19 protein-coding genes and 1 pseudogene are annotated in these 19,174 nt (G+C 57.6%); 3 read left to right on the forward strand and 17 right to left on the reverse strand.

Annotated elements, in window-relative coordinates:
* Positions 1-452: 452 nt before the first annotated feature.
* Positions 453-563, forward strand: a pseudogene (gene rz1, locus LOY36_RS29110) (lysis system o-spanin lipoprotein Rz1); the annotation flags it as partial.
* On the opposite strand, the gene LOY36_RS08830 reads toward rz1, so the two are convergent.
* From LOY36_RS08830 to LOY36_RS08840, 3 genes are all read right to left on the reverse strand, one after another.
* The gene (locus LOY36_RS08830; protein WP_258672943.1) at positions 540-1,418 is read right to left on the reverse strand and encodes a sterol desaturase family protein; all 879 of its coding nucleotides are present in this window, start codon (positions 1,416-1,418) and stop codon (positions 540-542) included. The pseudogene rz1 and the gene LOY36_RS08830 overlap by 24 nt on opposite strands.
* Positions 1,419-1,618: 200 nt before the next feature.
* The gene (locus tag LOY36_RS08835; RefSeq protein ID WP_026345860.1) at positions 1,619-2,245 is read right to left on the reverse strand and encodes a LysE family translocator; all 627 of its coding nucleotides are present in this window, start codon (positions 2,243-2,245) and stop codon (positions 1,619-1,621) included.
* A gap of 319 nt (positions 2,246-2,564) precedes the next feature.
* On the reverse strand, positions 2,565-2,954 hold the full coding sequence (locus LOY36_RS08840) for a MerR family transcriptional regulator (protein ID WP_258672944.1): 390 nt from the start codon (positions 2,952-2,954) through the stop codon (positions 2,565-2,567).
* Positions 2,955-3,028: 74 nt separating this feature from the next.
* Between LOY36_RS08840 and LOY36_RS08845 the strand changes: the two genes are divergently transcribed.
* The gene (locus LOY36_RS08845; RefSeq protein ID WP_258672945.1) at positions 3,029-4,108 is read left to right on the forward strand and encodes an SDR family oxidoreductase; all 1,080 of its coding nucleotides are present in this window, start codon (positions 3,029-3,031) and stop codon (positions 4,106-4,108) included.
* Between the two features lie 259 nt (positions 4,109-4,367).
* On the opposite strand, the gene LOY36_RS08850 is transcribed toward LOY36_RS08845, so the two are convergent.
* The 10 genes from LOY36_RS08850 to LOY36_RS08895 form a co-directional block, all read right to left on the reverse strand.
* Positions 4,368-4,574, reverse strand: a complete 207-nt coding sequence (locus tag LOY36_RS08850; RefSeq protein ID WP_018930267.1) for a hypothetical protein — start codon at positions 4,572-4,574, stop codon at positions 4,368-4,370.
* 93 nt (positions 4,575-4,667) lie between these two features.
* The gene (locus LOY36_RS08855; RefSeq protein ID WP_258672947.1) at positions 4,668-6,059 is read right to left on the reverse strand and encodes an aldehyde dehydrogenase family protein; all 1,392 of its coding nucleotides are present in this window, start codon (positions 6,057-6,059) and stop codon (positions 4,668-4,670) included.
* A 23-nt stretch (positions 6,060-6,082) separates the two neighbouring features.
* Positions 6,083-6,907, reverse strand: coding sequence for a CoA ester lyase (locus LOY36_RS08860; RefSeq protein WP_258672948.1), 825 nt, complete (start codon positions 6,905-6,907; stop codon positions 6,083-6,085).
* The gene (locus LOY36_RS08865; protein WP_258672949.1) at positions 6,904-7,746 is read right to left on the reverse strand and encodes a MaoC family dehydratase N-terminal domain-containing protein; all 843 of its coding nucleotides are present in this window, start codon (positions 7,744-7,746) and stop codon (positions 6,904-6,906) included. The genes LOY36_RS08860 and LOY36_RS08865 overlap by 4 nt, the downstream gene beginning before the upstream one ends.
* Positions 7,747-7,771: 25 nt before the next feature.
* Positions 7,772-8,728: an electron transfer flavoprotein subunit alpha/FixB family protein gene (locus tag LOY36_RS08870; protein WP_258672950.1), complete on the reverse strand. Its 957-nt coding sequence runs from the start codon at positions 8,726-8,728 to the stop codon at positions 7,772-7,774.
* A complete protein-coding gene (locus LOY36_RS08875; protein WP_258672951.1) occupies positions 8,729-9,478 on the reverse strand; it encodes an electron transfer flavoprotein subunit beta/FixA family protein in 750 nt (249 codons plus the stop codon).
* Between the two features lie 37 nt (positions 9,479-9,515).
* Positions 9,516-10,718: a CaiB/BaiF CoA-transferase family protein gene (locus tag LOY36_RS08880; RefSeq protein WP_258672952.1), complete on the reverse strand. Its 1,203-nt coding sequence runs from the start codon at positions 10,716-10,718 to the stop codon at positions 9,516-9,518.
* Positions 10,719-10,738: 20 nt separating this feature from the next.
* Entirely contained in the window at positions 10,739-11,902 is a 1,164-nt protein-coding gene (locus LOY36_RS08885) for an acyl-CoA dehydrogenase family protein (protein WP_258672954.1), read from the reverse strand.
* A gap of 66 nt (positions 11,903-11,968) precedes the next feature.
* Entirely contained in the window at positions 11,969-12,565 is a 597-nt protein-coding gene (locus tag LOY36_RS08890) for a thiamine pyrophosphate-dependent enzyme (protein ID WP_258672955.1), read from the reverse strand.
* Complete coding sequence (locus tag LOY36_RS08895) at positions 12,553-13,092, reverse strand: thiamine pyrophosphate-binding protein (protein WP_018928360.1); 540 nt, start codon at positions 13,090-13,092, stop codon at positions 12,553-12,555. The genes LOY36_RS08890 and LOY36_RS08895 overlap by 13 nt, the downstream gene beginning before the upstream one ends.
* Positions 13,093-13,436: 344 nt before the next feature.
* On the opposite strand from LOY36_RS08895, the gene LOY36_RS08900 reads away from it, so the two are divergent.
* Complete coding sequence (locus tag LOY36_RS08900) at positions 13,437-14,741, forward strand: dicarboxylate/amino acid:cation symporter (protein ID WP_258672956.1); 1,305 nt, start codon at positions 13,437-13,439, stop codon at positions 14,739-14,741.
* 71 nt (positions 14,742-14,812) lie between these two features.
* On the opposite strand, the gene LOY36_RS08905 is transcribed toward LOY36_RS08900, so the two are convergent.
* From LOY36_RS08905 to LOY36_RS08920, 4 genes are all read right to left on the reverse strand, one after another.
* Complete coding sequence (locus tag LOY36_RS08905) at positions 14,813-15,475, reverse strand: RraA family protein (RefSeq protein ID WP_018928358.1); 663 nt, start codon at positions 15,473-15,475, stop codon at positions 14,813-14,815.
* Between the two features lie 81 nt (positions 15,476-15,556).
* Entirely contained in the window at positions 15,557-16,903 is a 1,347-nt protein-coding gene (locus tag LOY36_RS08910; protein WP_258672957.1) for an MFS transporter, read from the reverse strand.
* Between the two features lie 399 nt (positions 16,904-17,302).
* Positions 17,303-18,055, reverse strand: coding sequence for an SDR family NAD(P)-dependent oxidoreductase (locus tag LOY36_RS08915; RefSeq protein ID WP_258672958.1), 753 nt, complete (start codon positions 18,053-18,055; stop codon positions 17,303-17,305).
* Between the two features lie 147 nt (positions 18,056-18,202).
* Positions 18,203-19,102: a LysR family transcriptional regulator gene (locus tag LOY36_RS08920; protein WP_018928353.1), complete on the reverse strand. Its 900-nt coding sequence runs from the start codon at positions 19,100-19,102 to the stop codon at positions 18,203-18,205.
* Positions 19,103-19,174: the final 72 nt, after the last annotated feature.

Genomic DNA, 19,174 nt, shown 5'->3' on the forward strand with positions numbered 1-19,174 from the left:
TGGTGGCTTTGTTATTTCTGCCCCAGTGACTTTCCAAGCGAGCTAGGGCTTTTATCAAGCTGACTCCGGCACTGCATTCCCCCCAACTCTACCGAAGTTTGCCGACACTTCCTGGCATACAGGTTCAAGACCCGAATGATCCGCGGAAGCGCGATGTTCAGCGGTATATGGCATTTATCAGCCGACCACCGGAAGCCATCACGCTGAATGCGTTTCTGATGGGCAATCCTGACGTGGCAGTCATCCTGAAATAGAGCTGAAGCAATCATGCATACCCGCCATTGAGCGAGTTTATTTTGACCGGAGAAAAGTGATACCGAGCTCAACCAGAAAGCCCAGAAGGAAAAGACCGATGGCCTTACCGAAAATGAAAAGCTTCGCCGCGATGCTGCTGACTCTGCTCGCCGGCTGTGCAATAAGGGAAGTGCCAGTGGTGGGTATGGTGCCCGGTACCGCTAGCATCGCCCGCTTGGGCGATGCAGGAACCATCGAACTCTCTGCCGCTTCTGGATCAACTGCTTTCGATATCCGCGCCGGGATTATTGCCGATCAAGCAGCTCTGAGGACGCTGCAGCAGTATGTGCGCGAGGTGTGCTTGCGGTAGATGCACTGTCATTGCGCCAAGACAAAAATGCTTGCTTGAATGGTTTCTGAGGCGAGACATCATTGAGAAGGCCCGTTTCCACCCATTCTGCTTTTTTCGGCAGTCGTAGTGTGCCAAACACCAAGTCTAAAATCGGAAAGAACGCTGCATAGTTTGAGTTGTGATATTGAGCTTCCTTCCCGTGATGCAGTCTGTGCCATTGTGGGCCCGATATTATTCGGGTGAAGGGTCCTAATGAGAAGCGGACATTTGCGTGATTGAAGTAGCCCCAGCCACTGAACAGTATCAATGAGCCTAGATAGGGAACCATGTTACCTCCGCATATTATTGCGGTCGGTATGTGGGCAAGAAAAAAGCCGATTAATGCACCTCCTACGCTCTGGCGTAGAGAGGTTGAGGCATTCATATGCGTATCGCTGTGATGCACCCTATGGAATGCCCATAGAGCTACATACTTGTGCTCAAGTCGATGGGTCCAGTATTGGAAAAAGTCCCAAATGAATGCATATACAAGAGTGGCAAGGATGCCACCTAATATGCCTTTTGATTGCCAGTCCGGTACGATGCGTTCAAGCAGAGATATGCTGGGTAAAAGTTGCGCGCATCGATTCAATAGCGGTGCGGCAAGGGCTAAGCCGACTAGCAATAGAATGAAGACTTTGACGTTGTGCCACCTACCGCTTAGGCCCGAATCGGTTACAGCTGGTCTGCACCATTCAAATAACCAAACGCCACCCGTCATCATGACTGCGACCATCACTTCCTTCGAGTTGCCTTGAAACACCTGAATGATGTATTGCAGGAAGTCGTTCATTGCTGCCTCATTTTTTGTGGGCGAGTCTACAGAGAGCCAGCTAGGCAGGTCCAATGCAATCGATGGTTGTCGGGCCAGAACCGATCACCCCGCGCCTCGATTTCAAGCAGTCTGGCGCGAAGCCTTAAAGTCGTCAGCGTCATAATCACAGAAACCCAGCGAGGCTGGAATTCCAGCCCCGCAGCGCCAAGACATTGATCCTATTTTTGGCTGAGCGCCGCTATCGATACTCCCGAAGCGACGAAGGTGAGTCCTGCCCCTACGTTCAGGCCATTTACCAGCCGTGGGCTCTGACGCAAAAATCGGGACAGTACAGTGGCAAATACGCCCATAAGTGCGAATCCCACTGCCGTAAGTGCGGCGAACCATATGCCGTACACCAGCATCTGCACGCTCACTGAGCCGCGTTGTGGGTCGACGAACTGCGGGATGAACGCAAGGACGAAAAACCCAGGCTTCGGATTGAGTGCCGCCGAGAGTAATCCAGTGAGGAAAATACTCGGCAGTGATTGCCGAGTCGCTGGCTGGAAGCTGATCAGGCTACGGGAGCGCAGGACTTTTATGCCAAGCCAAAGCAAATAGCCGGCGCCGATAAGCTTGATGACCCAGAAGGCAACGGCGGACGTCTGCATCAGCAAAGTCAGTCCTAGCGAAGCGGTTGCCACATGAAAGAGAATTCCCGCCCCAGATGCCATCCCCGACACGATAGCGGCGATCTTGCCCTGGCTGAGTCCTCGGCCTACGGCCAGCAGATTGTCCGGGCCTGGTGCGAGCACCAATAGCAAGCACGCGGCAGTATAGGCAAGCCAGATATTGATCGGAAACACGGCATTCTCCTTAAGCCTCACCGAGGCATCCATCCTCACGTAGCACCAGAATGTGCTCGTACCAGGCTGCAAAGTCAAAGCCACTTCATTTGAGAATATGTGTTTGAAGAGCCTATTCGCGGGCTTGTTACGCAGCGGCTAACGTGCGGCTGCGATTATGAGTTTGAACCAGTCGGCACGGCTTGACGGCCATTTAACCACGCAAGGTCTGTTGGGCGGACGCTTACTGTCCAGGGCTGGCCAGAAGGTTTTAGAAAGTGCGTTAGGGGGCTTGAAACTCTAAGCAGGCTGCAGCTTCCGTCTTCTAGATGCTGACAGTTCAGTTGGAAGAGTTGTGCAGCTGCTGAAGCTCAAGTTGCTTGGCAGCACTGGCTTCGAGGTTTGCACGCTCTTCATCCAGATACCGATAAATGCTTTGGAGGTTGGCGATTTTCTGTTTGATTTCTGCCATCTTCTTTTCAATTAGCTTAGCGCCGTCAGCACAGTCGATCAGCTTGTTCCGCTGCGCATCCAGAATCTCGCCTATTTCCCCCAGGGAAAACCCCATGCTTTGCGCGCGCTGGATAAAGTCCAGATCCTGCAGAGTTTGCGCTGTGTAAACGCGATAGTTGTTAGTTTGCCGCAGCGATGAGATCAGGCCGATTTGCTCGTAGTAACGCAGCGTATGGCGGCTGGCGCCACTGCGGGCTTCGAGTTCGCCGATTTTCATGAAAACACCGCTTGACTGTAGAGTTGGGTCGATAGTTTACGCTTGATTTCTCACCTTAAACAAGGAGCAGGGAAATGAGTGTGGAGTGCTTTGTCACGGGGGGGACCGGCTTCATCGGTCAACATTTGGTGGCGTACCTGAGTGCAAAAGGTCACACCATTCGGGTGTTGATGCGTCGCCCGGAGCGACTAGATGCACTGCGCGAGCAAGTCGACAATTTGGGAGGGAACGCAACCCGGGTATTTGCCGTAGCTGGCGATCTGGAACGGGACAACCTCGGGTTGAGTCTTGCTGACCGAGAAGTGCTAAGGCACGCCAGAGTCGTATTCCACCTGGGCGCCCATTTCGCTTGGGGGCTTTCAGTGGAGCATTCTCGTGCGGTGAATGTGGAAGGGGCAAAGCGCGTGGCGCTGTTGGCGGCTGAGCAAAAAAGCCGGTTAGTGATGATCGGCGGCTACATGCTGAAAAATCATGAACATCTGCAGCGCATCGGAATTGATCCTCGTTATCCGGAGCTGACGAATTGGCCTGCCGTCTACCGACATGTCGGTGGTTACGAGGGGAGCAAGCTGGAGGCGCATTTTGCGACCCTGGAGGTCATGTCCGCCAAGGGCGGGGAGATGACCGTTGTCCACCCCGCGACGGTTTGTGGCCACAGCCGCACGGGGCATATCCTTGACGGTCAGCCGCTGGTGGAGCTGATACGCAACCTTGTGCAGGGAAAGCTGACTGCAGTGCCCGGTACTGCCGAGCACTGGCTGCCACTGGTTACCGTGGATTACCTGGTTGAGCTGGTGGCGGTTTGTGCTTTTGATCCTGCCATGGTGGGCCAGGAACTGCTGGCGCTTGATGACCAAACTCCCAACTTGCGAGAACTCCTGGTACAGGTGGCACAGCCCGTTGGCTTAAAGTCTCCCAAGTATTACATTTCGCTCCGATTGCTGAAGTTGCTACTGAGTATTCCTCCCGTCGCGCGGTTTTTGAATACAAAACCTGAAGCCTTGGACTTTATCCAGACCACTCGTTTTGATACAGCGGCGGTCGAGCAATTTGCCAACAGGCATGGAATAGCCAAGCCGGATATACGTCAGTCATTGCAGCACACTGCCACGTTCGTCAACTCAAATTGCATAGCCAAGGGCAAGGCCCGCTAGCAATGGCGGCAGAGCACGCGGAAGTTGCTAAGCGATTGCTCATCCCATGTGACGGTGAAGTAATGAATATCCAAACCGTATGGAGCGAGAGCAGGTACCTGGAAAATGGCCAGCTTTGCTGAAATAGTTGGCATTCGGGTTCAAAAGGGCTTCGATAGATGACTTTGATAGCGCTATGAGGACGGGGAAAGCATCCAAAAAATTTGCACCTGGGTTATTCGCCCAGCCTTCACCTCAACCGCCGTTTGACTCATGCGTCTTAATGCAGAGTCGAAATCCTTCGACTCTCTCCAATCCTGATCCGATCAAGCGCCCGGTTTAGTGCATCCAACGCATCCAGGAGGGCTTTCGCCTCAGCTTCCCGGCCATCACCCCAAAGGCGTTCTGCCATTTTGTTCAGGGCCTGGATGGAGCGCTCAATTTCAGCAGCAGTCGCCGCTTTGCTTTCCGGTTGCTTCTTCAACATGAGTACCCAGGGAGGACGAGAATTAATTAAAAAGGGTCGCGAGATTTTACCTCGCGACCCTTTTTATTTGTCTCAGTTTTACTATTGATGCAATCAGCGCCGATCCAACCAAACCGTCTGCGCATTGCAAAACTCTCGCACCCCAAAATGCGACAGTTCCCGGCCAAAACCGCTTTTCTTCACACCACCAAACGTGACACGCGGGTCCGTCGCGCAATATCCATTGATGAACACACCACCAGTTTCCAGTTCACCAGCCATCTGCTCCGCCAGCTGAGCATTGCCTGTGTAGATGGTTGAGGCGAGTCCGAATTCGCTGTTGTTGGCCAATTCCAGCGCATGGGCGGCGTCGCGTGCGGTGATGATCGAGGCTACCGGGCCGAACAGTTCCTGTTTGAATGAGGTCATTTGGTCAGTGACGTCAGCGAAGACGGTGGGCTCGTAAAAGTTGCCGGGGCCTTCAGCTTTCTTGCCGCCCATCAGCAATGTCGCGCCTTCTTCCAGGGTGTTGCGAACCTGGCGATCCAGTTCATCACGCAGGTCGAAGCGGGCCATGGGGCCAATATAGGTGTCTGGGGCCAGTGGATCGCCGACGACCAGTTGGCGGGTGGCTTCGACGAACTTGCGGGTGAATGCCTGGGCAATGCCTTGCTCGACGATCAGGCGCTTGGCGGCTGCGCAGACTTGTCCGGTGTTCTGATAGCGGCCAATGACGGCGGCTTTGACTGCCTCGTCAAGGTCGGCATCGTTGAGCACAATGAACGGATCGGAGCCGCCCAGTTCCAGCACACACTTTTTCAAGGCCGCACCGGCCTGTGCGCCAATGGCAATGCCGGCCCGTACGCTGCCGGTGAGCGTCACCGCGGCGATGCGTGGGTCGGCGATGGCCGTGGAGACGCCGTCCGGCGTGACATTGATGACTTCGAAAACACCTTCGGGAAAGTCCGCGTGCTTGAAGGCATCCCGCAACAGCCAGGCGCAGCCCATCACGTTGGGGGCATGTTTGAGGACGTAGGTATTACCGGCGATCAGTGCTGGAACGGCGCCGCGCAGGACTTGCCAGATCGGGAAGTTCCACGGCATCACGGCGAGAATCGGGCCGAGCGGGCGGTATTCAATGCGTGCCTTGCCACCCTCGACCATTGTCGGTTCGGCACTCAGCATGGCAGGGCCGTGTTCGGCGTACCACTGGCAAAGCTGCGCGCACTTTTCGATTTCACCGCGTGCCTGAGTGATGGGCTTGCCCATTTCCTGGGTGATCATGTTCGCCATCGTGGCGGCGTTGTCGCGCAATACCTGAGCCAGGGTGATCAACAACTGCGAGCGTTGATCAACGGGTTTGCTGCGCCAGACGCGGAAGCCGGCAGCGGCGCGCGACAATGCGGCGTCCAGGGTCGATGGGGATTCGAAAGGGTAGTGGCCGATCTGCTCGCCAGTGGCGGGGTTGATCGAAATGGCATGGGTGAGACTGGAAATTGGGGTCATGACACCGTCCTGCAGGGTGAGAATCAAAATGGCTGGTTCGCGCGCGCCAGAATGGCTTGGGCACGACCAATGACCGGTGCATCGACCATTTGCCCATCCATCACGAACACGCCTTCCCCGGAGCTGGCGGCATCGATGATGCGTCGCGCCCAGTGCAATTCTTCAGCGGTGGGTTGTAATGCCTGATGGATGATCGCCACTTGGCTCGGATGGATGCACAGTGCGCCGCCGAAGCCCATGTCGCGGGCAAATTCAACGGCGGCGTGCAGGCCGGTGGTGTCCTCGATCGAGGGAAAAACACCATCCAGCGCAGGCGCCAGTCCGGCAACCCGGGTCCAGAGCAATACGGCATAACGGGCGTGGCTGAGCACTTCATCGGCGGCGCGGCTGCCGGTGGTCAGGTTCAGGTCCAGGCCCAGATCGAGACTGCCGAACGACAGCCTCTCGACACCTTGGGCGATGGCAATCGAGCCAAGTGCAGCCAAGCCTTTGGCGCTTTCGATGATCGGCCAGACCGGTTTGCCGGTGCTGCCTGCAGTGTGCACTTGCGCACAGGTTTCAGCCTTGGGCAGCAGAATGGCGGTCACACCGGCATGGCGTCGGCAAAGATCCAGGTCTGCAGCGTGTGCCCAGTGATCCGGGGCATTCACGCGAACCAGAATCCGGGCGTCCGGGTGGTCACTCAAGAAGCGCTGCAGATTATCCCTGGCCTGTTCCTTGAGGTTTTCCTGTACGGCATCTTCCAGGTCGACAATCACCCGGTCCGCGCCGGTGGCGATGGCTTTGGGGATGCGCTCTGGACGCGTGGCCGGGACAAACAGGGCGGTGCGAACGATCGATGGATTCATGGGGTTTCTCCCGCGCTGAACTCGACTTCACCGATTTGTGCGGTGCCGTCCTGATTGCCCGCCCAAACCTGCGCCTTGCCGCTGTCGATCAGACGCCCGCCCACTTCGAAGGGTTGCGGTGAAATCAGCGGCCTGACACCCCGGAACGCGAAGCGCTTCAAGCGCGCGGTCGGGTGCGCTCTGGTGAAGGCACGCAAGTTGAGGGTGGCGATCAAAGGGCCATGCACTACCAACCCCGGATAGCCTTCGGTCTCTGTGACGTAGGGCCAGTCATAGTGAATCCGGTGGCCATTGAAGGTGACTGCGGAATAGCGGAACAGCAGGGTCGGTGAGGGTTCGACCTGGTCTTGCCATTGGCCTTCAGGGAGCGCTTCGGTGCCGCTCAGTTTGGGCGGTGTCGGTTCCCGGTAGACGATGTCCTGCTCATCTTGCAGGGCGCGTTGGCCGTCCTGGAAATACTCATGGCGTACCGTGACGAACAGCAACGATCCGGTGCGACCGTGCTTCTCTTCGACGTTGAGAATGGTCGATACGCAGGTCACATCCGCCTCTACCTTCAGAGGCTGGTAGAACTCGATTCGGCTACCGGCCCACATGCGATTGCGGTTGCGGGCTGGTGGCAGGAAGCCGCCGAGCGCGGTATGGCCGTCCGGGCCCAGTTCGCTGGCGGCAACCGGCTCCTGAAAGAACGCCCAGTGCCACAGCGGCGGCAGCGCTTCGCCAGGCAGTGGCGCCACTTCGCTCAAGGTGGCGGCAATGCGTTTGACCAGGTTGAAGCTGATCCGGTCCTGGCTTTCCTGATGACGTCCGATCCACGCTGAAAAATCGATATTGCTCATACATGTCGCTCCTGTCGGTCGGTGATCAGGCCAGGGCGGCCATTTCTGGAATCGCTTCGAACAAATCCGCCACCAGGCCGTAATCGGCCACCTGGAAGATCGGCGCTTCTTCGTCCTTGTTGATCGCCACGATCACTTTGGAGTCTTTCATGCCGGCCAGGTGCTGGATCGCGCCGGAGATACCGACGGCGATGTACAGCTGTGGCGCAACGATCTTGCCGGTCTGACCGACCTGCATGTCGTTGGGTACGAAACCTGCGTCGACCGCGGCGCGCGAAGCACCGACAGCAGCACCGAGCTTGTCGGCCAGGGCGTACAGGTGTTTGAAGTTGTCGCCGTTCTGCATGCCGCGCCCGCCGGAAACGACGACCCTGGCGGCGGTCAGTTCCGGACGATCGGACTTGGCCAGTTCTTCACTGACGAAGCTGGATTTCCCCTCGTCGAAAACGGTGGCGACCGCTTCGACGACCGCCGAACCACCTTCAGCCGCCACCGGGTCGAAACCGGTAGCCCGCACGGTGATTACTTTGACCGCAGCGTTCGATTGCACAGTGGCGATGGCGTTACCGGCGTAGATCGGGCGCTTGAAGGTGTCGGCGCTTTCGACCGAGATGATCTCGGAAATCTGATCAACGTCCAGCTGAGCGGCTACGCGTGGCAGGGTGTTTTTGCCGTTGGAAGTGGCCGAGGCCAGCACATGGCTGTAAATCGTGCGCTGCTCTATCACCAGACCTGCCACTAACGGGGCAACGTTTTCCGGCAGTTGATGCGCGTAGGCGGCGTTGTCGGCCACCAACACTTTCGCCACACCGGCAATTTTCGCCGCGGCTTCAGCCACGGCACCAACACCTGCGCCGGCCACCAGAACGTGGATGTCGCCACCGATTTTCGCGGCGGCCGCCACGGTGTTCAGCGTGGCCGGGGCCAGCACGTTGTTGTCCTGCTGGTCATTTGAATAGTCAGCAATTACCAGGATCGTCATTCAGATCACCTTCGCTTCGTTCTTCAATTTCTCCACCAGCTCAGCCACCGACTTGACCTTGATCCCCGCGCTGCGTGCAGCTGGCGCTTCGACTTTCAAGGTTGTGTTGGTGGAGGCGGTGGAAACGCCCAAAGCGTCCGCAGTCACTACTTCGAGAGGCTTCTTCTTGGCTTTCATGATGTTTGGCAGGGACGCGTAGCGCGGCTCGTTCAAACGCAGGTCGGTAGTGACGATGGCCGGCAGTTTCAGGGAAACGGTCTGCGCGCCGCCGTCGATTTCGCGGGTCACGGCAACGCTGGCTCCGCTGACTTCGACTTTGGATGCGAACGTGCCCTGACCGTAGCCGCTCAATGCCGCGAGCATCTGGCCAGTCTGGTTGTTGTCGCTGTCGATGGCTTGTTTGCCGAGGATCACCAGCTGTGGCTGCTCCTTGTCGACCACGGCCTTGAGCAGCTTGGCCACGGCCAGGGAAGTCAGGTCTTCAGCGGATTCGACGAGGATGGCGCGGTCGGCGCCCAGAGCCAGCGCGGTGCGCAGTTGCTCTTGAGCGGTGGACGGGCCGATGGAAACAACGACGATTTCAGTCGCAATACCGCTCTCTTTCAGACGTACCGCTTCTTCCACGGCGATTTCGCAGAACGGGTTCATCGACATCTTGACGTTAGCGAGGTCGACGCCGGAATGGTCCGCTTTCACACGAACTTTCACGTTGTAATCGACCACGCGTTTCACAGCTACGAGGATCTTCATTGGGCAGTGTTCTCTCGAAAATCTTTTATCGTTGCAGTCAGATGGCCCCGGCGGCGCGCATTTCTTCAATGCGTTCCGCGCCCAGCCCCAGTTCCCTGAGCAACTGTTCGGTGTGTTGACCAAGGCCCGGTACGGCATCCATGCGTGGCTCGAATGCGCTGTTGCTGCCGGGCGGGATCAGGCTTGGAACGGGGCCGGCGGAGGTTTCAACGGCTCGCCAACGGTCACGGGCCTGAAGTTGCGGGTGGTCCCAGACACCTTGCATGTCATTCACCCGGGCGTTGGCAATTTGCGCATGGTCGAGGCGATCGATCACCGCATCGAAGTTGAGCGTGGAGAACGATTCGATGATCAGTTCCCGTAGGGCGTTGCGGTTCTCGACGCGTTTGAAGTTGGCCGAGAAACGCGGGTCTTTTGCCAGCTCGGGGGCAAGCAGCACCTTCTCGCAAAACAGCTGCCATTCACGCTCGTTCTGCAAACCCAGCATCACGGTGGTGCCGTCACCGATGGGGAAGGGGCCATAGGGGTAAATGGTGGCGTGCGCTGCACCGGCGCGAGGGGGTGGAGGCGCACCGTCGTAGGCGTAGTACAGCGGGTAGTTCATCCACTCGACCAGGCTTTCGAGCATCGACACATCGAGGTGGCTGCCTTCGCCGGTCCGTTCGCGCAGCAGCAGGGCAGACAGAATCCCGGTGTAGGCGTACATGCCGGCCGCGATGTCGGCGATGGAGCAACCGGCCTTGGCCATTTCGTCCTCGCCCGGGCTGCCGGTGACCGACAGAAAGCCGCCTTCACTCTGGATCAACAGGTCGTAGGCTTTCTTCTTCTCGTAGGGACCACCGACGCCATAGCCTGAAATGTCACAGACAATCAGGCGCGGAAAGCGCTGGTGCAACGCCTCAAATGACAATCCCATCCGCGCAGCGGCACCGGGCGCCAGGTTCTGCACGAGCACGTCGGCAGTGGCGAGCAAACTGTCCAGCACCTCGGTGGCCGAGTCCTGTTTCAGGTCGAGGGTCAGGCTTTCTTTCGAACGGTTGGTCCAGACGAAGTGCGAAGCCAGGCCGTTGACGCGTTGGTCGTAGCCCCGGGCGAAATCACCTGTGCCTGGACGTTCGACCTTGATCACCCGGGCGCCGAGGTCGGCCAGTTGGCGGGTGCAGAAGGGCGCTGCAATGGCATGCTCAAGGCTGACGACGGTAAGGCCATCGAGCGGGCGGAGGCCTTTGGGCTGGCTCATGATGTTTATCTCTCTTGTTATTAGAAAGAGCGCGGCAGTTCGAGCAGGTGTTCGGCAACGTACGACAGGATCAGGTTGGTGGAGATGGGGGCGACCTGATACAGACGGGTTTCGCGGAACTTGCGCTCGACGTCGTATTCGCAGGCGAAGCCGAATCCGCCGTGGGTTTGCAGGCAAGCATTGGCTGCCTCCCAGGAGGCTTTCGCTGCCAGGTACTTGGCCATGTTGGCGCTGGCTCCGGCGTTGAGGCCGCTGTCGTATTCCTCGCAGGCACGCCAGCGCATCAGGTCGGCTGCTTCGATTTCGATGTGGGCTTCGGCGATGGGGAACTGCACACCCTGGTTCTGCCCGATCGGGCGCCCGAACACCACGCGGTCGCGGGCATAGGCACTGGCCTTTTTGATAAACCAGCGACCGTCACCGATGCACTCGGCGGCGATCAGGGTGCGTTCGGCATTCAGTCCGTCGAGGATGTACCGGAAGCCTTTGCCTTCTTCGCCAATCAGGCTGTCAGCGGGGATTTCCAGGTTGTCGAAGAACAACTCGTTGGTCTCGTGGTTGACCATGTTGGCGATGGGCTGCACGGTCATGCCATTGCCGATGGCCTCGCGCAGGTCGACGAGGAAGATCGACATGCCTTCGGACTTTTTCTTCACGTCGGCCAACGGCGTGGTGCGCGCCAGCAGGATCATCAGGTCGGAATGCTGGATCCGCGAGATCCACACCTTCTGCCCGTTGATCACGTACTTGTCGCCTTTGCGTACGGCAGTGGTCTTGATCTTGGTGGTGTCGGTACCGGTGGTGGGCTCGGTCACGCCCATCGATTGCAGGCGCAATTCACCGTTGGCCAGCTTCGGCAGGTAGTAACTTTTCTGCGCCTCGCTGCCGTGTCGCAGCAGGGTGAACATGTTGTACATCTGCCCGTGCACGGTCCCGGAGTTGCCGCCGCAGCGGTTCACCTCTTCGAGGATCACCGAGGCCTCGGCCAGCCCCAGGCCGGAGCCGCCGTATTCAACCGGGATCATCGCGGCCAACCAGCCGGCATCGGTCAGGGCCTTTACGAAGGTTTCCGGAAAGCCTTTTTCTTCGTCGATTTTGCGCCAGTAAGCGGCATCGAATTCTGCGCAAAGAGCGCGTACGCCCTCGCGGATGGCATTGAGTTCTTCAGCGTTGCGATCAGTCATTATTATTCTCCTCAACGTGCCACGCCTGGCATCAGCCCGGCGTGACTCGGTCCGGGTAGGGCGCAATCAGATCGGGTTGAAACCCAGCGCAGCACGAAAGCGATTCTTGATGTAGTGACCATCACGCGGTGGCAGCACCCGTGGCGGGTTTTCCGCTTTGATCTTGATCGTTGCGAGCTTGACGCCGTCGCGGGTGGCGAAGCGCTCGCGCAGGTCATGCACGCCTTGCATGTCGCGGATTTCGTCGGTCCAGCTGAAGCTGCAGGTCTTCGCCACCTGGTCCAGGGAAATACCGAAACCGGCGTGGCTGACTTGCATCCCGGTTTCGCCAAAGTGGCCGTTATCCAGCACGGCGATGGTCAGGTTGGCGGGTTTTTGCAGCGCGACGGTGGCCAGTGCGCCGAAGCCCATGAGCAATTCGCCGTCGCCGGTGACCACCACCACCGACTTGTCCGGCTGGGCATTCGCCAGGCCCAGGCCGACCGTGATGGCGCTGCCCATGGCAGCCCAGAGGTAGTAATTCAGATCATGGTCGCCGGCGGCCATGACGTCATAGGACGCTGAGCCCAGGCCGGTCACGACCAGTACGTCTTTACGGTCGGCCAGCAAGGCCTTGACCACTTCGCGGCGACACAGGGTGTGGTTGGCGCTTACTTGACCCATTTCTTTTCTCCAATCAGGCGCTGGCCGAGCAGCAGGGCAGTGGACGAATCACCGTTGAAGGCCATGGTCGCAGCACCGTGCAGCAGCGGGGCGACGTCTTCGGGAACGTCCGCGCGCCAGGTCATGACTTTCATCAGGTTCAGGGAGGCTTCGGTGGCCTGGCCCATCGGGTTCTGCCACGCGTTGAATTCGGCCCAGTCACCGCGCATGGTCACCACCATCAACAGTGGGAAACCGGCGCAGACTTGGAGCGCGAGGGTGTTGATGCAGTTACCGACACCGCTGGACTGCATCAACAGGGCACCGCGTTCACCGCCCAGCCAGGCGCCGGCGAGGTAGCCGATGCCTTCTTCTTCGGTGGTGAGGACGACGGCCTTGATGTCCGGGTCGGCATACGACATGCGGATGGCCGCCGAGTGGCCTGCATCCGGTACGAAGACCACATGTTTGACGTCGTGGGCCTTGAGCACGCGGAACACGTCCTCCTGCCAATCCTGTCCCACGGTTTGTTCAGCTTCTGTTGACATGCCAGTCTCCCAAGCAGTGCTGCTTTTGTGTTTTCACACATTCTGGGAGTGCTGATTGCTGCCGACGACTACCGTTTTTGTCTTTGAGATATGCCTGTTTTGTATAGCTTGGCGGCGAACGCGTGGCGCAGCAGGGAACGGCGATAACCGCACATTATGGGAAGGGCAAAGCCGAGCAGCAGCCTTGCGCAAAGGTGCTGAGCCTGGGCGCCGGGTCATAGCATTTGGGCATATCAGCTAGAGCGTGATCCGCTCTTATTGAGGAGGTGGGGCTAGGGTAGTTTTCCGGCTACGTGGTTACAGCGCGTAACCGACGCAACAACAATAAGAAGGGGTTACACCTAATGAAAAACAGGCTACCGGCTGCGGCAGGCATTCTGATCGCCATGCTATTGGGGGTTCTTATCGGTTACATGATTTTCCTGAACTTCCCGGACAAAGCGATGGCAACCAGGATCGCCGGTTATATCTCGATCATCTCTGACATTTTTCTACGCCTGATCAAAATGCTCATCGCTCCTCTGGTGTTCTCGACCCTGGTGGTGGGCATCGCTCATATGGGGGATGCAAGCGCTATCGGCCGGGTATTCGGCAAGGCACTGGGCTGGTTCGTGACAGCCTCATTGATCTCGCTGTCGGTGGGGTTGGTCATGGCGAACATGTTGCAGCCCGGGCACAACCTGGGATTGCCGCTGCCAGACGTGACCAGTACGACCAACTTGCAAACGTCGGTATTCACCCTCAAGGATTTCATGACCCATCTGGTGCCCAAATCCTTCGCGGAGGCCATGGCCACCAACGAAATTCTGCAAATCGTGGTGTTCTCGATATTTTTCGGCGTCGCGTTGGCCTCCTTGGGCAAGAAAGCCGCCGGCCTGGTGAATGTCATCGAAGACCTGTCCCACGCAATGTTGAAGGTCACCGGTTATGTGATGAAGCTTGCACCACTGGCGGTGATGGCGGCCATGGCAGCGACCGTTGCAATCAATGGCCTGTCCATTCTGGTCAAGTTCGCCGTGTTCATGCGCGACTTCTATCTCGGGCTGATCGTGCTCTGGGGCATGTTGGTGTTTGCCGGCTGGATGTTCCTCGGACGGCGTGTGTTCAAACTGGTGGTGTTGATCAGAGAAGCGTTCCTTCTGTCTTTTGCCACTGCCAGTTCCGAGTCGGCTTACCCGAAGATTCTTCACGCGCTGGATCGTTTTGGAGTCAAACGCAGAATCTCCAGTTTCGTCATGCCCATGGGCTATTCCTTCAATCTGGATGGCTCGATGATGTACTGCACCTTTGCCGTGCTGTTCATCGCTCAGGCGTATGGCATCGAGATGTCTATCGGTACGCAGATCACCATGCTGTTGACGCTGATGCTGACCTCCAAAGGCATGGCCGGCGTGCCGCGTGCTTCGCTGGTGGTCATTGCAGCGACCCTGACTCAGTTCGATATCCCCGAAGCCGGTCTGCTGCTGATTCTAGGGATCGATACCTTTCTGGACATGGGCCGCTCGGCGACTAACGCGGTGGGCAATTCCATCGCAACAGCGGTGGTGGCCAAATGGGAGGGCGAGTTGGTGAGTGAGGATGAGGCCGAGCGTCATGCAACTGCGCTGGATGTTCAGGGTGATACAGGAGAAAAACCGCTGACGGTCTGACCTGTTATCGGTGCATCTTCAAGATCAAAGGGGGAGCATTCACAGAGGTGGGTGCTCGCCCTTTGTCATGATCAGGACTTGCGTTGCAGGGTGTGATAACCCAGCTCTGACCTGGCTTCCCTGAGGGATTTGCCTTCAGCGATCAGGGCGCGGATACGGGCTTCCACTGCTTCGATCGAGCGGGCGCAGGCGGCCACTTCACTGGCACGCTCCCGAGGCACGATGACCACGCCGTTGGCATCGGCGACCACAATGTCTCTGGCGCACACGCGGGCCTGGCCGATGGACACCGGCTGATTGACCGACGCTACTTCGACCCGATCTTTCCCGGTACGCATGAACCGGCCTTTGCTGAACAGTGGATAGCCATCACCGAGTGCCTTGCTGACATCTCGGCAGACACCGTCGATAACGGTCGCTGCAATCCGTTGGCTCCCTGCATATTGGGTCATGATGTCGCCCCAGACGGTGCAATCGGTGCGTCCGTCGTTGTCGATCACCACCACGTCGCCTTCGGCCACATCGTCGATGAAATCTCCGACCGTTCCCGGCGGGCAACTGGCGCTGACGTAGCGCACGGTGAAGGCCGGCCCGACCACCACTTGCCGATAGTTATCCAGTGGCATGATGCCCAGGCACTGGCCAGGCAGGCCCAGTTTATCCAGGGCATCGGACACACCCGGCGTATCCAGGCCTTCAAACAGGGCAACCAATTCTTTGTCTTGGGGGGACATGTGTAACACCTCGCAGTGATGACAGAATCGTTCAGACAAAAGCCGCTCACATGAGCGGCTGGGCTTTGTTCGCAATGCACTTCAAACCGGGGCGTTCAATCTCGCCCGAGGCTCGGAAATGGTCAGCAAGAGGATGAAGCTGATAAATGAGCCGACTGCCAACCAGGCGAACACATAGTTCCAGCCATAGTTGTCCAGCAGCAGCCCAGTAATGAACGGCGTCGCTGCGGCGCCCAACTGACCGACCATGTTCACGATGGCGTTGGAGATGGGGAACGTCTTTTTGGTGGTCAGCCCCATTGGGTAAACCATGTAGGAGGAGAAGCCCAGGCTCAGCACAACGCCGGTCAGCATCAGCAACAAGCCATAGGGCAGGGGTTCGGCGGGCGAATTGATCAGCAGATACATCATCAGCGACGTGCCGAGCGCAGACAGCAGCATGCCGGGTTTGCGCCGCCCGCCCATTAGCCGGTCCGAGCAGAAACCACCCAGCAGGTTGCCGAGCACGGCGCCCACCCATGGCGCAGCCGACACCAGCCCCATGTTCATGATCGAGAACTGTTTGACCGTCATCAGGTAGGTCGGAATCCAGGCCAGCAGTACGCTCGATACGCCCAGTTGGAAGCAATAACTGGTGGCGCAGCCCCAGATATTCCAGGACTTGAACACCTGCCGGTTGGTTTCCAGGGGCGTTTCATGGCGGGCACGTATGACTCGATCAAGTTTGCCCACCCAGGCTGGAATCTTCCGTGGGCGGGCTTGCTGAGTAGCCTCAGTACTGCCGGTTTCTTCGATGATGTGGTTGAGCTCGGCTGCGTTGACGAACCGGCTCCGGGAAGGGTGATCGGTGACCATGAAGTACCAGATCACCGCCAGTACGATGCCGGGCAGGGCGAAAAAGTAGAAGATCTCTCGCCAGCCCCATACCGAAATGATCACTGCACAGAGCGGTGGCACGATCACTGGCCCGAACTTGACGGCGGACAGAAATATCCCTGACGCGGTGCCTTTTTCCCGCGCTGGAAACCAGTTGTTGATGGTCGTGGTCATGCTGATCGGCAGTGGGCCTTCAGCGACGCCAAGTCCCAGGCGATACAGTTTCAATGCCAACAGTGAGCTGGCAGTACCCACCAGGCCGGTCAGCAATGAGGTCAGCACCATGGCGCCAGGCAGGATCCTGCTGACGCCGTAACGGCCGAAGGCAAACCCGGAAGGGATTTGTGCCAGGGCATAGGCCAGCAGAAACAGGCTCATCAAGCCACCGGCCTCGGCATTGCTCATTTCAAACTCTTTACGAATAAACGGCAGCGCGACACCCAGGTTGGCCCGGTCGGCGGCTGCGATGGTGTAAATCAGAAAAATCAGGGCCGCAACCACCCAGCGGTAATTGCTGCGCACAGCAGGTTTTATGACTTCAGGCATAGACATGGGGTGGACCTTGTTTTTGTCGGTGTTGTCCGGCCAAAGTAATGAGTGTGAATCTGCAAAAAAAGCGACAAATATTCCGCTCAACAGATCACTTTTATTGATGAAAAAGCGTGGCCGAATGGCCAAAGTTTTTCGACCGGGTGCGCTTACCTTCGGATTGATTGCACCACTAGAGGGCTATCCGGGAGCTTTCCCATCCACGAGAGCGCCTTTTACGGACCACTGGAGGGCCCGAATGCGCCATTACGCACAGGTCGTGGATTACACGCAGGTCGCAATGCGTTGATCGATTTGTGGGAGCGCCAACGTGAAGAGCCGTTTTCATCTGCATTTCTCCCTCTGCTCAAGGGCAGGGAACCATCCGATCGTGGCGGTGGCCCGAGCCCTGAGACGGGTGAGTTAGAACGAGTAGCGACGCATACCGCCATCCACCAGCAATACGGTGCCGGTGATGTAGCTTGCGCGAGGGGAAGCAAGGAAGGTGACTGCGTTAGCCACATCGTCAGGCTGGCCAAAGTCACGCAGTGCAATCTCTCGGTCGGCGAATTTTTTACGCTCTTCGCCCGGATACATACGGCGGATCTGAGCCGTATCGATCAGCCCAGGCTGTACACAGTTCACCGTGATACCGTGCTGGCCAAGCTGTTCAGAAAGACCTTTTGACCATACGACGATACCGGCTTTAGCCACCATTGCCGCGTTGACGACTTCCGGCTCAAGATTGCCGGAGAGGCTGATGATTGCTCCGGACTTACGCTGAAGGAAGTTTGGCAACAGTTTTTGGGTCAGCTGACGATGACGGTCAAAGTTCAGCGTCATGCCTTCGATCCATTGTTCTTCAGGAGCATCAATGTCCATCGGACGGCTGCCGCCCGCGTTGTTGACCAGGATGTCGATGTGACCCATAGCGGCCAGAGCAGCACTTGCAATTCTTTCTGGGCCGTCAGCTGCGACAAAATCCTGAACGAACGTGATCGGTGCTATACCACCCGCATCGGTGATTTCGCCTGCCAAACTGACCAACAGCTCTTCGTTTCGCGCAGTAGCAAATACCTTCACACCTTCAGCGGCCAGGCTTTTGACAATGGCTCGTCCGAGCCCTTGGCTAGCACCGGTTACCAAAGCAGTTTTTCCAGCAAGTTGCATATCCATGGCGAGTCCTCGAATAGACAGATTGAAAAATACAGTGGGGACGAACTGAGTGTTCGCCCTGATTCGAGGAGCAATTTAGGCCTTGCTGAATGGGGGATAAACGGCCCGATTAGAACTTGATTAGTACTGTGTCGTTACCAATCGCTCTCACTTAAGACCTGCCTCGGAGAACAGTTCCATCAACCACTCCATGAACACACGAACTTTTGGTGAAAGGTGACGACGGTCGGTCAGGAGCATTGATACGGGCTTTGCGACTGTACGCAGTTGCGGAAGGACTTCAATCAGTTCTCCCGAGTCGATATGCCTCTGTAGCGAGGGCCGCAATCCTTGAAGCAATCCGAGCCCGGCCAGGCCGCAAGAGAGAAAAGCTTCGGAGTCGTCGACCACGATCCCGCTTTGGACTTTGACGGAAATGACGCCATCTCCATCCTGAAATTTCCACGGCATGATCTTTCGTCGATGCTCAATGAGGAAGTTGACTGCCAGGTGGTTATCCAGTTCATCCAGGGATTTAGGCGTACCGAATCGCTCAAGATAAGAAGGCGCGGCACAGGTCACCATAGGCACCAACCCGATACGGCGCGCTATCAAACTCGAGTCGTCCAGCTCACCCAGGCGGACGGCGCAATCTATGCCCTCAGCAATGAGATCAATTTGATGATCAGTCGATCCCAGCGTCAGTTCGACTTGTGGGTAGAGGTCTCGAAATCCGGGAAGCGCAGGAATGATGATCGCTTTTGCCAGTACGACAGGAACGTCCACCCGTAGCTTGCCTCGCGGTGGGCGTGTGGGCGAAAACCAGTCGAAGGTATCTGCAAGATCGCCCAACAATTGCTTACATCGGTTGTAAAACTCCTCACCCTCCGGAGTGACGTTGACCCGTCGAGTGGTTCTATGAAGCAGCTGGACGTTCAACTCACTCTCAAGGTTCTGGATAGCCTTCGAGAGTGCAGGGCGGTGCAACTGGAGAGCTTCCGCTGCGCGCGTGTAGCTACGTTGCTCAACAACAGCAACGAATATCTCCATCGCCTCGATCATATTCATCTAGAAGCCTCGAAGCCGCCATTCTCAGCGGGAATCTGCCGATCGCTGCAAGTGTAATCGAGTGCGAAATGT

The organism is Pseudomonas sp. B21-019, from assembly GCF_024749225.1.
Lineage (GTDB): Bacteria > Pseudomonadota > Gammaproteobacteria > Pseudomonadales > Pseudomonadaceae > Aquipseudomonas.

Bases quoted from the DNA above. Each gene is read 5' to 3' on its own strand.
- LOY36_RS08865 (WP_258672949.1), bottom strand. From the start codon at position 7,746: ATGAGCAATATCGATTTTTCAGCGTGGATCGGACGTCATCAGGAAAGC.
- LOY36_RS08870 (WP_258672950.1), bottom strand. From the start codon at position 8,728: ATGACGATCCTGGTAATTGCTGACTATTCAAATGACCAGCAGGACAAC.
- LOY36_RS08860 (WP_258672948.1), bottom strand. From the start codon at position 6,907: ATGAATCCATCGATCGTTCGCACCGCCCTGTTTGTCCCGGCCACGCGT.
- LOY36_RS08900 (WP_258672956.1), top strand. From the start codon at position 13,437: ATGAAAAACAGGCTACCGGCTGCGGCAGGCATTCTGATCGCCATGCTA.
- LOY36_RS08915 (WP_258672958.1), bottom strand. From the start codon at position 18,055: ATGGATATGCAACTTGCTGGAAAAACTGCTTTGGTAACCGGTGCTAGC.
- LOY36_RS08905 (WP_018928358.1), bottom strand. From the start codon at position 15,475: ATGTCCCCCCAAGACAAAGAATTGGTTGCCCTGTTTGAAGGCCTGGAT.
- LOY36_RS08875 (WP_258672951.1), bottom strand. From the start codon at position 9,478: ATGAAGATCCTCGTAGCTGTGAAACGCGTGGTCGATTACAACGTGAAA.
- LOY36_RS08910 (WP_258672957.1), bottom strand. From the start codon at position 16,903: ATGTCTATGCCTGAAGTCATAAAACCTGCTGTGCGCAGCAATTACCGC.
- LOY36_RS08895 (WP_018928360.1), bottom strand. From the start codon at position 13,092: ATGTCAACAGAAGCTGAACAAACCGTGGGACAGGATTGGCAGGAGGAC.
- LOY36_RS08890 (WP_258672955.1), bottom strand. From the start codon at position 12,565: ATGGGTCAAGTAAGCGCCAACCACACCCTGTGTCGCCGCGAAGTGGTC.
- LOY36_RS08855 (WP_258672947.1), bottom strand. From the start codon at position 6,059: ATGACCCCAATTTCCAGTCTCACCCATGCCATTTCGATCAACCCCGCC.
- LOY36_RS08920 (WP_018928353.1), bottom strand. From the start codon at position 19,102: ATGAATATGATCGAGGCGATGGAGATATTCGTTGCTGTTGTTGAGCAA.
- LOY36_RS08850 (WP_018930267.1), bottom strand. From the start codon at position 4,574: ATGTTGAAGAAGCAACCGGAAAGCAAAGCGGCGACTGCTGCTGAAATT.
- LOY36_RS08885 (WP_258672954.1), bottom strand. From the start codon at position 11,902: ATGACTGATCGCAACGCTGAAGAACTCAATGCCATCCGCGAGGGCGTA.
- LOY36_RS08830 (WP_258672943.1), bottom strand. From the start codon at position 1,418: ATGAACGACTTCCTGCAATACATCATTCAGGTGTTTCAAGGCAACTCG.
- LOY36_RS08840 (WP_258672944.1), bottom strand. From the start codon at position 2,954: ATGAAAATCGGCGAACTCGAAGCCCGCAGTGGCGCCAGCCGCCATACG.
- LOY36_RS08845 (WP_258672945.1), top strand. From the start codon at position 3,029: ATGAGTGTGGAGTGCTTTGTCACGGGGGGGACCGGCTTCATCGGTCAA.
- LOY36_RS08880 (WP_258672952.1), bottom strand. From the start codon at position 10,718: ATGAGCCAGCCCAAAGGCCTCCGCCCGCTCGATGGCCTTACCGTCGTC.